This window comes from Methylobacterium sp. WL1 (assembly GCF_008000895.1).
GTDB lineage: Bacteria > Pseudomonadota > Alphaproteobacteria > Rhizobiales > Beijerinckiaceae > Methylobacterium.
In genome coordinates this window covers 5,826,727-5,840,776 of the sequence record NZ_CP042823.1, presented here as the reverse complement: position 1 = coordinate 5,840,776, position 14,050 = coordinate 5,826,727, and the positions used below count along the sequence as shown (strand labels likewise).

Here is a 14,050-nt window from a genome sequence, read left to right as displayed (position 1 = left end):
AGGAATTCACATGAACGCTCCGATGCGCCCCCCGGGCAGCGCCTCACCGTCGGCCCCGGCCTCGTCCCGCTTCGTCTGGGAGGACCCGTTCCTGCTGGACGACCAGCTCACCGAGGACGAGCGGGCGATCCGCGACGTGGCTCAGAGCTTCGCGCAGGAGCAGCTCCTGCCCGGCATCGTCGAGGCCTACGCCGAGGAGAAGACCGATCCCGGGCTGTTCCGGAAGATGGGCGAACTCGGCCTGCTCGGCGTGACGCTCCCGGAGGAATACGGCTGCGCCGGCGCCTCCTACGTCGCCTACGGGCTGGTGGCGCGGGCGGTCGAGGCGGTGGATTCCGGCTACCGTTCGATGATGAGCGTGCAATCCTCGCTGGTGATGTACCCGATCCACGCCTACGGCTCGGAGGCGCAGCGCCAGAAATTCCTGCCCAAGCTCGCCTCGGGCGAATGGATCGGCTGCTTCGGCCTGACCGAGCCCGATGCCGGCTCCGATCCCGCCGGTATGAAGACCAAGGCGGAGAAGATCGACGGCGGCTACCGGATCTCGGGCGCCAAGATGTGGATCTCGAACGCGCCCTTCGCGGACGTGTTCGTGGTCTGGGCGAAGTCCGACGCGCATGAGGGCGCGATCCGCGGCTTCCTGCTCGAGAAGGGCATGAAGGGCCTCTCCGCCCCGACCCTCAAGGGCAAGCTGTCCCTGCGCGCCTCCACCACCGGCGAGATCGTCATGGAGGGCGTCGAGGTCGGCGAGGACGCGCTGCTCCCCAACGTCTCCGGGCTCAAGGGCCCGTTCGGCTGCCTCAACCGGGCGCGCTACGGCATCTCCTGGGGGGCGATGGGCGCCGCGGAGGATTGCTGGCACCGGGCGCGCAACTACACCCTCGAGCGCAAGCAGTTCGGGCGTCCCCTCGCCCAGACCCAACTGGTCCAGAAGAAGCTCGCCGACATGCAGACCGAGATCACCCTCGGGCTGCAGGCCTCGCTGCGGGTCGGGCGGCTGATGGACGAGGGCCGGATGGCCCCCGAGATGATCTCGCTGATCAAGCGCAACAATTGCGGCAAGGCCCTCGACATCGCCCGCACCGCCCGCGACATGCACGGCGGCAACGGCATCATGGGCGAGTACCACGTGATGCGCCACGCCCAGAACCTCGAGACGGTGAACACCTACGAGGGCACCCACGACGTCCACGCGTTGATTTTGGGCCGCGCCCAGACGGGACTGCAGGCGTTCTTTTAAGACTTGGGGACGGAGCACCTCCCCCGCCCCGTCACCTCTCACCCACCCCCTCATCCTGAGGTGCGGCGCAGCCGCCTCGAAGGAGGCCTCCAGGGATCGTGCGGCCGGCTGGAGGGCTCCTTCGAGGCCTACGCTGCGCTCCGGCACCTCAGGATGAGGGGCCGGGGGTGGGACAGATCGGGGTCGGCAAGTACGCCGCTCACTCCCCGCCCTCCTCCCCACCAAGCGACCATTCCGGCACCCGGGCCAGGTGGTCGTACGCCCCGTACTGGCTGGCATATTGCGGGTAGGGCCGGGCCGTGTAGGCCGCCTCGCCGGTCATGAACCGGGCGACCAGGCCCTTCAGGCGGGTGGCGTGCTCGGCCACGATCGCGTCGACGCTGCGCTCCTCGCCGCGGGGCGGCTTCACAGGAATCGGGACGAACGGCTTCCGGCCGCCCGAGGCGTGGACGTAGAGCAGGTCCGGCGTCGCCTTGACCGGCGGCACTCCGTCGAAGGCGCCGTGCATCAGCATCGCCGCCTCCAGGGTGAGCTGCGGCGAGAACCCGGTAAAGATCATCTTGGCCGAGGGCGGCGTGCCGGTCTTGTAGTCGACGATGCAGGCGGTGCCGTCCGGGCGCAGCTCGATCCGGTCGGCCCGGGCCCGCAGGGTGAAGCTCTCGCGGCCCATGGGGATCACCCAGCGCCCGGATACCTCCGGGTGGATGCGGCGCAGAGCCGGCCGCCGCTGCGCCTCCCAGGCGAGGTAGGCGGCGGCCATGCGCTCGTAGCGCGGCCACCACTCGGCGTAGAGTTCCGGATAGGTGTCGGCGATCTCGCCGAACGCGTTGGCCGCGATGGCGAGCAGGCGCTCCTCCGGCTGCCCGGGCAGGCCCTGTGGATGGGCGCTGGCGAACTCCGAGAAGATGTCGTGCACGAGGGAGCCGCGGGTCGCCACGCTCGGCACCGCGGCCAGCGGCTCCAGGGGGTCGAGCCCGAGCACGTGGCGGGCGAAGATGCTGTAGGGGTCGCGCACCAGCGTCTCGATCTCGGTGACGCTGAGCGAGCGCGGGAACAGGGCCGGGTCGGGCTTCGGCGCCGGGCGCTTCAGCCGCTTCTCGGGTGGGGCCGCGTCGAGGCGGGCCGCGAGGCCGGTGAAGCGCCGGCCGGCCTCCAGCACCGCCTCCCAGCGCGCGTCGCCGGCCAGCGCACGCAGGCGCTGGATCAGGCGCGACGGCACGGTCGGCGAGCCCTCGCGCTTGAGCGCCCGGGTGATCACCGCGTCGCGGCAGCCCAGCGCCTGCACGAAGTCGTGCGCCATCTGGCCGATCCGCCGCTCGGGCGGGTTTAGACCGACCCGCTCGCGCATCGGCCGGTTGAGGAACGCGTCGGTCAGGGTCCGCACCGGCCAGACGCCCTCGTCGAGCCCGCCGAGCACCACCCGGTCCACCGACAGCAATCGCGCCTCCAGCAGGCCGAGGATGCGCAGGCGCGGATGCGGCGCCTCGCCCGAGCAGCCGACCAGGCGCTCCCGGGCGAGCGATGTGAAGAAGGTCGCGTAATCGTCGAACCGCCCCGGCATCAGGCCGGGCTCGGCCATCTCCAGGTCGTCGAACAGGGCATCGAGGCAGGACAGGGAGCCGTCCGCAGCCTGTTCAGGGGCATCTCGCGAGGCGTCTTGCGGGACGTCCCCTGAGGCGTCTTGCTGTGCCTCTTGCGCCCCGTCCTCCGGGCCGGCGATCAGCCAGTCGCAGGCGGCGCGGTGCAGGGCCGCGGTGGCGACGAGATCGCAGTCGACGGCGCCGTCCGGACCGGGGAACGCGGCGAAGACCTGCTCCAGCCGGGCGAGCAGGTCGGCGGCGAGATCCCAGTCGATGTCCTTCAGGCGGCGCTTGGCCCTCGGGCGGCGCTCCGGCGGCCCGACCCGCTCGGCGGCGAGGGCATTGCGCAACCCCGGAAAGCCCGGGGCCGGGACGGGACCGCGCAGCAGCCCGATCTCCAGGGCGGCGGCGCCGCGCACCACGTCGGACCGGGGCAGGCCGAGGCGGACCATCGGGTGCGACAGCAGCGCGATCAGCCGAGCCGGGATCGCGTCGGCCTGGTTGCGGGCGAGGTCGGCGGCCAGCTCCGCGGTCAACCGGGCGAGCCGCCCGGCCGGGCTTCCGGCCAGCGCCAGCCCGGCCGTATCCTCGGCGACGATGCCCCAGCGCAGCAGCTCCACCGCGACACGCCCGGCGAGACCGCGATCGGGCGTGACCAGGGCCGCGGTGGCGCCCGGGACCTGAAGCGTCTCGCGCAGGGCCAGCGCGGCGACCAGCGCCTCCTCCCGCTCGTCGGCGGCCTCCGTGAGCGCCAACCCCGCGAGGCCGTCCTCGGCGATCGCGTCGCGCTGTTCCGGGTCGAGGTCGGCCCAGGCGTCGGTGGTGTCGGCCGGGCGCAGGCCCTGCGACAGCAGCGCGGCCCGGGCCGCCTGCCCGGGATCCGGAGCCCCCAGCGCGACGACGTCCGCGCGCGGAAGGGCGAGGTTGTCCGGCCCGAGCAGCCGGTGCAGCACCGCCTGGGGGTGCCCGTGGGCGATCACCCGGGAAAACCCCTCGCCGGTGTCGATGCCGGACCAGCCGGCGGCGTCGAGGTCGAGATCGAGCCCGGGCAGGACCACGGCGCCCCGGGGCAGCTTCGCCACCGCCGCGATCAGCCGGGCGGTGGCGGGCACGGAGCCCAGCGATCCGGCGACGACCACGGGATCCGTCGGAGCGGTCCGCGCGAGGCGCTGTCCCTCGGCGAGGACGAGGCCGCGGGCGCGGGCGACGGGATCGGACAGGCCGCGCTCGGCCAGGAGCTTCGGCCAGTTCTCGGCGGCGATCTTCACGAAATCCAGCGTCAGGCCGAAATAGCGCGAATACTCGGCCTCCACGGCGGCGCCGATCTCCGACCAGGGCAGCCCCTCGACGGTGAGCGCATCCATCAACCGTTCGAGATCGCCGGCGAGCCCGACCGCGTCGGCGGGGGAGGACGGCACCAGGAACGGCACCTCGGCGTCCAGCGGCAGCAGGGTCCGGTCCACTGATTTCGCCCAGGCCTGGACCAGGCGGGCGAGGATCAGCCGACGCTCCAGCGGCAGCATCGGCGTGCTGAGGGGATCGTTGTCCTCGAGCAGCGGCTCGGAGGCGAGGTCGAGTTCCGCCTCGTCGGCCTCGCCCAGGGGGATCATCCGGGGCAGCAGGGCCGCGTAGCCGGCGCGCCCCGCTCGTGGGCCCGCCGGCCGAGCCGCTCGGCCAGGATCGCGCCCAGCGCCCGCGCGGCCCGGCGGGTCGGCAGGTAGATGGTGACTGATGCGAGCGCCAGCGGATCGTCCGCCACGTGCCCGACCAGCCGGCCGGACAGCAGCGCCTCGGCCAGCGCCGGCAGGAACGGGACGCCCCGGGTGATGGTGAAGACGGCCTGCCTGTCTGACATGGGCGTCTTCTACGCGCGCGCGTTCGATGGGGACAGGTGCTTGCGACGATGGCGAACGCGCGCCGTCCCGTATCCCGCCCGCCGATGGCGCGAAGTCACCCCGGAATACGATGTCTTTCAGACGCGTCAGAATTCCCGGGTCGTTCCATCACCCTCCTTGTCATCCCGGGGCCGCCTGCGGCGCCCCGGAATGACAAGGTGGTTCATCCTGCGGCCTTGGGATCCGCGATTGACGAAGAGATCCGAGAAACCACCGGATCTTCTAACCCCGCACGGCCTCCGCGGCGCCGTAGCCGGCCCGCCGCCCGAAGACCACGCCGGAGGTCAGGCCCGAGCCGCCGGGATAGCCGTTGAAGAACACGCCGCCGACCATCTCGCCGCAGGCGTAGAGACCGGGGATCTCGCTGCCGTCCTCGCGCCGGACGCCGCCACCCTCCCCGACCTCGACGCCGCCATACGTGAAGGTGATGCCGCCCGTAACCGGGTAGGCCTTGAACGGCCCGGTCTCGATCGCCTGCGCCCAGTTCGACTTCGGCAGGGGCAGCCCCTTGGTGCCGCGGCCGTCCTTAACGGTGGGGTCGAACGGCACGGCATCGTCCACGGCGGCGTTGAAATCCGCGATGGTGCGCCGGGCCGCCGCGCGGTCGATGCCGTCGAGCCTGTCGAGCAGCCCGTCGAGCGTGTCGGCCTCGACGAAGTGGGCGTCGTGGAACCGGTACTCGCTGTAGAGCAGGTGATCGACCTTGGCGTCGAAGATCTGCCAGGCGACGTGCCCGGGCTGCTCCATGATCGAGCGGCCGAACTGGGCGTAGGTGTAGTTGCGGAAGTTCTTGCCCTCGTCGACGAACCGCTGCCCGGCGGCATTCAGCATGAGGCCCAGGAAGTAGCAGATCTTGCGGTAGTGCTTGCGCTCGCCGTGCGGCAGGTCGAGGTTGCCGTAATCGGGCGTGTGCAGGTCCATCGGGGTGGCGTGGCAGCCGCCGTAGAAGCCGTGCGGCTTGGCGCCGAGCGCGAGCGCCATCTCCAGCCCGTCGCCGCGGTTGTGCGGCGTGCCGCGCACCCGGGCCTTGTCCCAGCCCGCGCCGATGAACCGGGTCCGCAGCGCGGGGTTCGATTCGAAGCCGCCGCAGGCCAGGATCACCGCCCCGGCCCGGAACGCGCCCTGCGGCGTCTCCACGCCGACGACGCGGCCCGCCTCGACGATCAGCCCGGTGGCCGGGCAGCCGTAGCGGATCTCGCCGCCGGCCTTCGTGAAGGCCTCAAGCTCCGCACGGGCGAGACCGAACCCCTCGTCGTGGGTCGCGAGCGTCAGGCCGCCCCAGAACACGAAGCGGCCGTCCTTCTCGAAGGATTGCCGGGCGTAGATCGGCTCGAACTTCACGCCTTGCGTCGAGAGCCAGCGCAGGGCCGCGCCGCTCTCGTCGATCAGGATGCGCTGCTCGCGCGACAGCGGCCTGCCGTCGTTGAAGCCGAGGAGGTCGGTCTCGAAGGTCTGCGCCGTGTAGGCGCCGAAATCGGTCCGCGGCAGGCGCTGGTCGTCCGGGTCGGCGAGCAGCGGGATCAGGTCGTCGTTGCCCTGGTAGACGAACCGCATGGCGCCGGCGGTGTAGGCGGTGTTGCCGCCGGCCAGATCCGGCTCCGCCTTCTCGATCATCAGCACCGAGGCGCCGCGCTCCAGGGCGGCGAGGCCCGCGCTCATGGCGGCGTTGCCGGAGCCAACCACCACGATATCAAAGGGTCCCGCCTGCCGATCCTGCATCGCCGCCTCCGTCATCCGAACCGCGCTTCCATTATTGTATACGCTTGCATGCAATGCGGAGCAAGCGTTCCTGCGGCCATCGTTTCGCGCTATGGCCACGGCCGAGGAGAGCCCGGCCATGAAGGCGAGCGAGTCTGAGCGCTCCAACGGTGCCGCCGCCTACGAGCGGCTGCTGCAGGCGATCGAGGAGGGCGAGCTCGCCCCCGGCAGCCGCCTGCGCGAGGCCGAGCTGGCGGAGCGTTTCGCGATCAGCCGCACGCCGGTGCGCGAGGCGTTGGGCCGGCTGGAAGCGCAGGGCCTCGTCGCCCACGAGCCGCACCGCGGTGCCAGCGTGGCGCAGCTCGATTACGGGCAGGTCAGCGAACTCTACGACATGCGCGAGGTGCTGGAGGGAACCGCGGCCAGGCTCGCCGCGATCCATGCCAGCGCGGTCGAGACCGAGCTTCTGGAAGAGATGATTGCCCGGGACCGGGCGCTGGCCGGCGACGGGGCGGCGCTGGCGCGAACCAACCGCCTGTTCCATCGACAGATCCACGCCGCCGCGCGCAACCGCTTCCTGCAGCACACCCTGGAGACGATGCGCCTGTCGCTGGTGCTGCTGCCGGGCGCGACGACGCTCGCCGCCCCGGAACGCGCGCTCGAATCGCTCGACGAGCACGCCGCGATCGTCGCGGCGATCCGCGCCCATGACGGCGACGGCGCCGAGGCGGCGGCGCGGGCCCATATCCGCGCCGCCTTCAAGACGCGGATCCGGATCTGGCAGGCGACCTGATCCCACCGCGTCAGGCGTGGGCGGGGATCCTGGCTTCCCGCTTGCCGCCCCGGAACAGGCTGAGCGTGGCGACGATCCCGCAGGCGGCCGCCGCCATCAGCCAGTAGCTCGGGGCCGCCCGATCGCCGGTCTGCTCGATCAGGTAGGTCGAGACCATCGGGGTGGCGGTGCCGAACAGGGCCGTGGCGAGGCTGTAGGCCAGGGAGAAGCCGCTGGCCCGCACATGCGCCGGCACGACCTCGGACAGCGAGACGATCATCGCGCCGTTGTAGACGCCGAAGAAGAACGAGAACCACAATTCGACGCCGAGCATCTTGGCGAAGGTCGGATCGGCCACCAGCCAGTGCAGCGCCGGATAGGTGGTCAGCAGCGACAGGACCGAGATGGTGAGCAGCACGGGCTTACGCCCGATCGCGTCCGACAGCGCGCCGCCCACCGGCAGCCAGATGAAATTGGTGATCGCCACGCACAGGGTGACGGTGAGGCTGTCGGTCTCGGTGAGCTTGAGGACGGTCTTGCCGAAGGTCGGCGTGTACACGGTGATCATGTAGAAGGTCACCGTGGTCATGGTGGAGAGCATCATGCCGAGCAGCACGATCCGCCAGTTGGCGGCGACCGTGGTGAGGATCTCGCGCGTGCTCGGATGGTGGGTCCGCTGGGCGAATTCCTGGGTCTCCTGCAGGGAGCGCCGGATGAAGAAGATGAACGGCACGATCAGGCAGCCGATGAAGAACGGGATGCGCCAGCCGAAATCGCCGATCTGCTGCTTGGTCAGGTAGGCGTTCAGCCCGTAGCCGATCACGGCCGCGAACATGATCGCCACCTGCTGGCTCGCCGACTGGAACGACGTGTAGAAGCCCTTCCGCCCGGGCGTGGCGATCTCGAACAGGTAGATCGAGACGCCGCCGATCTCGACGCCGGCGGAGAAGCCCTGCAGCAGGCGGCCGGCCAGCACGATCAGGGGCGCGGCGATGCCGATGGTCCCGTAGCTCGGGCAGAAGGCGATCAGCACCGTGCCGCTCGCCATGATCGCCAGGGTGACGATCAGGCCCTTCCGGCGTCCGATCCGGTCGATGTAGGCGCCGAGCACGATCGCCCCGAGGGGCCGCATCAGCGCGCCGAGCCAGAAGGTCCCGAAGGTCAGGAGCAGCTCGGTGGTCTCGTTGCCCGAGGGGAAGAACGCCCGCGCGATGGAGCTGGCGTAGAACCCGAACAGGAAGAAATCGAACATCTCCAGGAAGTTGCCGCTCGTCGAGCGGAGGATCGCCCCGATCCTGGATTGCAGGCTCGCCCCGACGGCGCCCGGATCACCGGCCATGATGCAACGCTCCCCGGTCTCGATTCACGCGCCGATCCATTTCATCGCGATGATCGTCCCGGTGACGGTCAGGGCGCCGCCGATCCGGGTGGCGATCTGGGCGAACGGCATCAGCGCCATGCGGTTGGCCGCCGTGAGGATCGCCACGTCGCCGGTGCCGCCCTGGCCGCTGTGGCAGGCGTTCACGATCGCGGTCTCGATCGGGTACATCCCGAGGGCGCGGCCGACGAAGAAGCCGGTGACCATCAGCGTGGACACCGTCGACACGATGGTGATCAGGTTCACCAGGGTGAACGCCGCCATCAGCTCGTTCCACGGGGTCAGCGCCACCCCGATGGCGAAGAGCAGCGGGTAGGTCATCGAGACCTGCACGAACTTGTACACCACGAAGCCGCCAGCCTGGAGATGGGGCGACACGGCGCTGCCGAGCTTGGCGAACACCGCCAGGAACAGCATCGCCACCGGCGCCGGCAGGCCGACGAGGTGGTGGGCTACGACCCCGAGCAGGTAGAGGGTGATGGCCGTGAGCCCGGCCGCGCCGATCGTGGCAGCGTCGATCTGGCCGCGGGCCGCCTCGGAGCGGGCCTGGGCGTCGCTGGATTCCATGCCCTCCGCGCCCGGCTGGAGCCGGCCCTCGCCGGTGAGGTGGGGATAGCGCTTGCCGACATAGTTGAGGGTGCCAGCGAAGATGATCGCGGTGAGCGAGCCGAGCATCACCGGCGGCAGCACCTGGGCGAACACGACGCCCTGCTGCTGGCCCAGGATCGCCGCGTAGCCGATGGAGAGCGGGATCGCGCCCTCGCCGACGCCGCCGGCCATGATCGGCACGACGATGAAGAAGAAGGTCTTGTAGGGGCCGAGCCCGAGCGCGGTGCCGACCAGGGTGCCGACGATGGCGGCCGCCACCGAGCCCACCGCGAGGGGTGCGAAGATCTTGAGGAAGCCCTTGATCAGGACGTCGCGATCCATGCCCAGGATCGAGCCGACGATGATCGTGGCGATGTAGATGTAGAGGAAGTTGGTGAACTTCGTGAAATCGAAGATCGCCTTCTCCATCTGGGGCGGCACCAGCTTGTAGTAGACGAGCGCCGACGGGATGAAGGTCGCGAAGATCGCGCCCGCGCCGATGTTGCGCAGGATGGGGATGCGCTTGCCGATCTCGGCGCAGGTGAAGCCGCCCATCACCAGGACGGCGATCATGGTCGGCCCGTCCGGCTTGACCTCGCCCTCCTGGACCAGGACCACCAGCAGGATCGCCACGATGACGTAGAGCGGCAGTGGAATGATGCCGATCTTCATGTCGACCAGGCGCCACCAGCCCTCGGGCCAGAACCGTGCTGCGCGGCGCTCGTTGAGCGGCGTCGGCACGGGACTCGTCGAGGCGCTACTGGTCATCGGCTTCCTCCGGACTTCCGACCACGCGCGGGCCCTTCCGGCCTTCGCTGTGCGGCCCCGATCGCCCCGACGGTCGCGACCTGGGCCGCCCGGTCGGCGGAGATAAAGTCGGATCCGGCGTATCAGCGCCCGCACAGGGCGGCAACGCGAACCGCGGGACAAAGCGCGCTGCCTGTATTGGAGTCAGGGATTAAGCCGGCACCTTCAGTCGTCGCATGGACAGACGATCGTGAACGGCGCCGGGGTTGGATGCCCGGCGCCGGCTGATCGGATCAGAAGTCGCGCTGCACGCGGAAGCGGACGTGCGTCATCGAATCCTGCGTCGCGGTGCGCGGCACGAACGTGCCGGCGTTGATGGCGGCGACGTTCGCGTAGGCACCCGGGCCCTTGTCGAGGTCGATCACGCGGCCGTTCCTGACACCCATCTGGGTGTAGAAGGCCTCGACACCGATATCGAGATCGAGCACCGGCGACCAGATCAGGCTGCCGCCGACCACGTACTGGTAAGTGTCCCGCAGGGCTTGGCTCAGCTGGTAGAACCGGGTGCCGGGGACGCCGACGCCATTGGTCCCGAAGCTGTTGCCGCTCGGGTTCACCAGGCTGAACAGGGCGCCCTGGGCCAGGCGGGCACTGGCCGAGAAATCCTGCTCGCCGTATGAGCCGAAGAGGGCCGAGCGCCATTCCGGCGACCAGTAGTGCAGGTACGACGCCACCGCCGAGAAGCTGGTCGAAGTCTGGAGCTGGCCGGTGAACGGGTTGACCGACGCGTCGGCGAAGTACTGCTCGAACTTCTGCGTATCGAAGCCGGTGTTGGACTGCGCGTAGCAGCCGGCGACCATGCAATAGCCGGCATAGCTCTGTGCGCCGTTGGCGTAGGCCCCCTGCAGGTAGAGGGTATCCCCCGGGGCAATCGCCGGCAGGTTGATCTTCACGCCGCCCTGCACGCCCCAACCCTGGACCGAATTGGCATGCCGGATCCCGGTGAGAACGCCGCCCGCTCCCGCGGCCGGGTTGGTGCTGAGGTTGCCGACGTTGATCTCGTGCGTGGCGGCCGAGATCTGGGCGGAGCCCCAGGCCTGATCGACCCGCAGGGCGCCGACGAAATCGGGCAGCCGCGAGCGCTGGACGGCGTCGACGTTGCCGTAGCGCGACGGCCGGCCGCCGGTGTAGCCGACGAAGACGGGCGCGACCGCGGTCGCAGTCGGTGAGAAGACCGGAGAGCGGGTGAAGACCGGGTCTTCCACCGACAGGGTCGCCGTGACGCCGTTGCTCAAGGTGGCCGTGTAGGCGAGCAGGTTGGTCGAGGAATTGTCGGAGCCGGACGTCGCGCCGTACATCTCGAAATCGTGGGCGTAGAAGTCGTAGAACGACGACGCGCGACCGGCGGTGAGGCCGGCGAACTGGATGAACGCCTTGTCGACGTTCACGTATTGCTGCGCCTGGCCCCGCTCGTCGACACCGGTGGCGCCGTAGGCCTGGCCGATGCGCAGCATGGTGCCGGAATGGATGACGCCCGTGCGGGAGGCGGCATCCAGGCGCACGAAGGCGCGCAGGGCGCCGTAGGCCGTCTGGGTGCGGGCATCCAGGTTGAAGCGCGCCAACCCGCGATAGCCCGACGTCTCGCCGACAGCGCCCGGCTGGCGGCTGGACGAGGTCTGGTACGCACCCTCGAACCGGGCGCGGCCCGAGATGCGCAGGCAGGTGTCGGTGTCAGCGATGTAGAAGAAGCCGGCCCCGAAGGCGGAGCAGACGCGGACGTACTCGATCGGCGCCGCCTTCTTGATCGGAAGGTCGGCAGCGTGGGCGGAACCAACTGCGACGAACGCGGTCGCGGATCCGAGCAAGAAACGGTTCAATAAAGTCATCAAGACCCCCAGAAGTTTGAAGCCGAAGACGGCAACGCTTCCCGTTTTCTGCAGACGCAGATTTTTCTTAGATTTTTTTATTTGTAGAAGAGCGACGCACCGTTTTTCGCGCATCACTTCTGTCTCGGACGATCCTGGGATCCCGATCTTTAGCAAGCAACAGCGATTCAATGAGTCGTCATAGCATTTATGATCTTGTTGCTGATCTGCAACTTAATGCGGGCAACTTTTCAATCCACTATGATATCAATAATAATTGGAAGATATTGGCAGTCAAACCAACTAGCTGTGCTGTCAATTCATTTGGTCGAGCAAGATGCGATCGATCATTAATCATGACGAATGGCTTGGCGATGCGGCCGTCTTGCCGAAGGGGCGGTGCACCGGCCCACACAGGTGGCGCGCTTGCGCCAACCGCGTCGTGATCGGCGGCGATCGAGCCGCCATCCTGACCGAGGACCGGCGCGCCGGTCCTCATCGACGAATCGCGAGGCCCTCGAGCGCCACCGCTCAGTCCGGTGCCGGGGAACCTCCCGCCGCGATTCGCGAAACCAAGGAGGCCCGGTGCAGGGCCGGGCCTCGGATGCCGCGGCGCCGCGATACGGGCTCAGAAGTCGCGTTGGACCCGCAGGCGGATCTGCGAGACCGAATCCTGGGTCGTCGTGCGGGGGACGAAACTGCCGGCGTTGATCTGAGCGATGGCACCGTAGGCGCCGGGGCTCTTGTCGAGATCGATCGCCCGGCCGCTCTTCAGGCCGATCTGCGTGTAGTAGCCCTCGACGCCGACATCGAGGTCCTTCACCGGCGACCAGATCAAGCTCGCGCCGGCCACGAACTGGTCGGTGTCGCGGAGCGCCTGGCTCAGTTGATAAAACCGCGTGCCCGGGACGCCGACCGCGTTGGTGCCGAAGGGATTGCCGCCGGCGAGGGTGCTCACCAGGCCGTAGGCCGCGCCCTGCGCGGGGCGGGCGCCGCGGGAGAAGGCCTGCGCGCCGTAGGAGCCGAAGACGGCCGAGCGCCAGTCCGGCGACCAGTAGTGCAGATACGACGCCACCGCGGTGAAGCTCTGCGAGGTCTGCAGCCGGCCCGTGAACGGGTCGATCGTGGCGTCCGAGAAGAATTGCTGGAATGTCTGGCCCTGGATCGTCGCCGGGCTCTGTCCGGCGGAACCGCTGAACGCGGAATAGCCCGTGTAGAATTGTGCGCCGTCGCCGTAGGCCCCCTGCAGGTACAGGGCGTCGCCCGGCGCGACGAACGGCGTGTTCACTTTCACGCCGCCCTGCACCGCCCAGCCTTGGACGCTGTTGGTGTGCGCGACGGCGGCGTTCGAACCGGTGCCGAGCCCGACGTTGCCGACGTTCAGCTCATGGGTGGCGGCCGAGAGCTGTGCGGAGCCCCAGGCTTGGTCGAGGCGCAGGACGCCGACGAAATCCGGCAGCCGCTCGCGCTGGATGCTGTCGATGGCGGCGAAGCTCGACGGGGCGCCGCGTGTATAGCCGACGAACACCGGGCTGACCGGAGTGGCGCCCCCCGAGGGCGCGAAGATCGGCGTGCGGCGGAAGACCGGGTCTTCCACCGAGAGGGTCGCCGACAGGCCGTTGCCGAGGGTCGCCGTGTAGGCGAGCAGGTTGGTCGAGGCGACATCCGAGCCGGCGGTACTGCCCGACAGCTCGAAATCGTGGGCATAGAAGTCGAAGAACGAGGAGGCGCGACCGGCCGTGAGCCCGGCGAACTGGATGAACGCCTTGTCGACGTTCACGACCTGCTGGACGCGCCCGGCCTGATCGACGCCGGTGGCGACGTAGGCCGAGCCGATGCGCTCCTGGGTGCCGGATCGGCCCACGCCGGCCGCACCGGACCGGCTGCCGGCCTCGAGGCGCACGAAGGCGCGCAGGGTGCCGTAGGCGGTCTGGGTGCGGGCATCGAGGTTGAAGCGCAGCAGCCCGCGATAGCCCGACGTGTCGCCGCCGTTGGAGCCGGCCTGCCGGGTATAGCTGGTGATGTAGCCGCCCTCGAACCGGGCGCGGCCGGAGATGCGCAGGCAGGTGTCGGCGCCCGGGATGAAGAAGAAGCCGGCGCCGTAGGCCGAGCAGACCCGGACATACGCGATCGGCGCCGCCGTCCCGACCGGACGGTCGGCCGCGTTGGCTCCCCCGGCTAGCGCGAGCACGGAGGGCGAGCCCAGCAGAAGAGATGTCAATAACCGCATCGCCAGCCCCAATGGTTTGGTCTTGTTTTTAAAATCTAAACGATCACATATCCTGAC

At 69.5% G+C, this 14,050-nt stretch carries 8 protein-coding genes and 1 pseudogene; 2 read left to right on the top strand and 7 right to left on the bottom strand.

Annotated elements, in window-relative coordinates:
* Positions 1-10 precede the first annotated feature (10 nt).
* Positions 11-1,240 carry an acyl-CoA dehydrogenase gene (locus FVA80_RS28415; RefSeq protein ID WP_147909706.1) on the top strand — a complete coding sequence of 410 codons (1,230 nt, stop codon included), beginning with the start codon at positions 11-13 and terminating at the stop codon, positions 1,238-1,240.
* A gap of 199 nt (positions 1,241-1,439) precedes the next feature.
* Here the strand turns inward: FVA80_RS28415 and addB are convergent.
* Both addB and tcuA read right to left on the bottom strand, forming a co-directional pair.
* A pseudogene (gene addB / locus FVA80_RS28410) lies at positions 1,440-4,675 on the bottom strand (double-strand break repair protein AddB).
* 262 nt (positions 4,676-4,937) lie between these two features.
* A complete protein-coding gene (tcuA, locus tag FVA80_RS28405; protein WP_147910100.1) occupies positions 4,938-6,434 on the bottom strand; it encodes an FAD-dependent tricarballylate dehydrogenase TcuA in 1,497 nt (498 codons plus the stop codon).
* Between the two features lie 118 nt (positions 6,435-6,552).
* On the opposite strand from tcuA, the gene FVA80_RS28400 reads away from it, so the two are divergent.
* Complete coding sequence (locus tag FVA80_RS28400; protein ID WP_147910101.1) at positions 6,553-7,206, top strand: GntR family transcriptional regulator; 654 nt, start codon at positions 6,553-6,555, stop codon at positions 7,204-7,206.
* A 10-nt stretch (positions 7,207-7,216) separates the two neighbouring features.
* Here FVA80_RS28400 and FVA80_RS28395 read toward each other — a convergent pair whose 3' ends face one another.
* From FVA80_RS28395 to FVA80_RS28375, 5 genes are all read right to left on the bottom strand, one after another.
* Entirely contained in the window at positions 7,217-8,524 is a 1,308-nt protein-coding gene (locus FVA80_RS28395; RefSeq protein WP_147910102.1) for an MFS transporter, read from the bottom strand.
* Positions 8,525-8,548: 24 nt separating this feature from the next.
* On the bottom strand, positions 8,549-9,919 hold the full coding sequence (locus FVA80_RS28390) for a 2-hydroxycarboxylate transporter family protein (protein WP_147854424.1): 1,371 nt from the start codon (positions 9,917-9,919) through the stop codon (positions 8,549-8,551).
* A gap of 272 nt (positions 9,920-10,191) precedes the next feature.
* Positions 10,192-11,784, bottom strand: coding sequence for a porin (locus FVA80_RS28385; RefSeq protein ID WP_147910103.1), 1,593 nt, complete (start codon positions 11,782-11,784; stop codon positions 10,192-10,194).
* A 238-nt stretch (positions 11,785-12,022) separates the two neighbouring features.
* On the bottom strand, positions 12,023-12,262 hold the full coding sequence (locus FVA80_RS28380) for a hypothetical protein (protein WP_147910104.1): 240 nt from the start codon (positions 12,260-12,262) through the stop codon (positions 12,023-12,025).
* 129 nt (positions 12,263-12,391) lie between these two features.
* Positions 12,392-13,993: a porin gene (locus tag FVA80_RS28375; RefSeq protein WP_147910105.1), complete on the bottom strand. Its 1,602-nt coding sequence runs from the start codon at positions 13,991-13,993 to the stop codon at positions 12,392-12,394.
* Positions 13,994-14,050: the final 57 nt, after the last annotated feature.

Excerpts from the sequence above, each read along its gene's own strand:
- FVA80_RS28415 (WP_147909706.1), top strand. The coding sequence starts at position 11 with ATGAACGCTCCGATGCGCCCCCCGGGCAGCGCCTCACCGTCGGCCCCG.
- tcuA (WP_147910100.1), bottom strand. The coding sequence starts at position 6,434 with ATGCAGGATCGGCAGGCGGGACCCTTTGATATCGTGGTGGTTGGCTCC.
- FVA80_RS28400 (WP_147910101.1), top strand. The coding sequence starts at position 6,553 with ATGAAGGCGAGCGAGTCTGAGCGCTCCAACGGTGCCGCCGCCTACGAG.
- FVA80_RS28395 (WP_147910102.1), bottom strand. The coding sequence starts at position 8,524 with ATGGCCGGTGATCCGGGCGCCGTCGGGGCGAGCCTGCAATCCAGGATC.
- FVA80_RS28390 (WP_147854424.1), bottom strand. The coding sequence starts at position 9,919 with ATGACCAGTAGCGCCTCGACGAGTCCCGTGCCGACGCCGCTCAACGAG.
- FVA80_RS28385 (WP_147910103.1), bottom strand. The coding sequence starts at position 11,784 with ATGACTTTATTGAACCGTTTCTTGCTCGGATCCGCGACCGCGTTCGTC.
- FVA80_RS28380 (WP_147910104.1), bottom strand. The coding sequence starts at position 12,262 with ATGAGGACCGGCGCGCCGGTCCTCGGTCAGGATGGCGGCTCGATCGCC.
- FVA80_RS28375 (WP_147910105.1), bottom strand. The coding sequence starts at position 13,993 with ATGCGGTTATTGACATCTCTTCTGCTGGGCTCGCCCTCCGTGCTCGCG.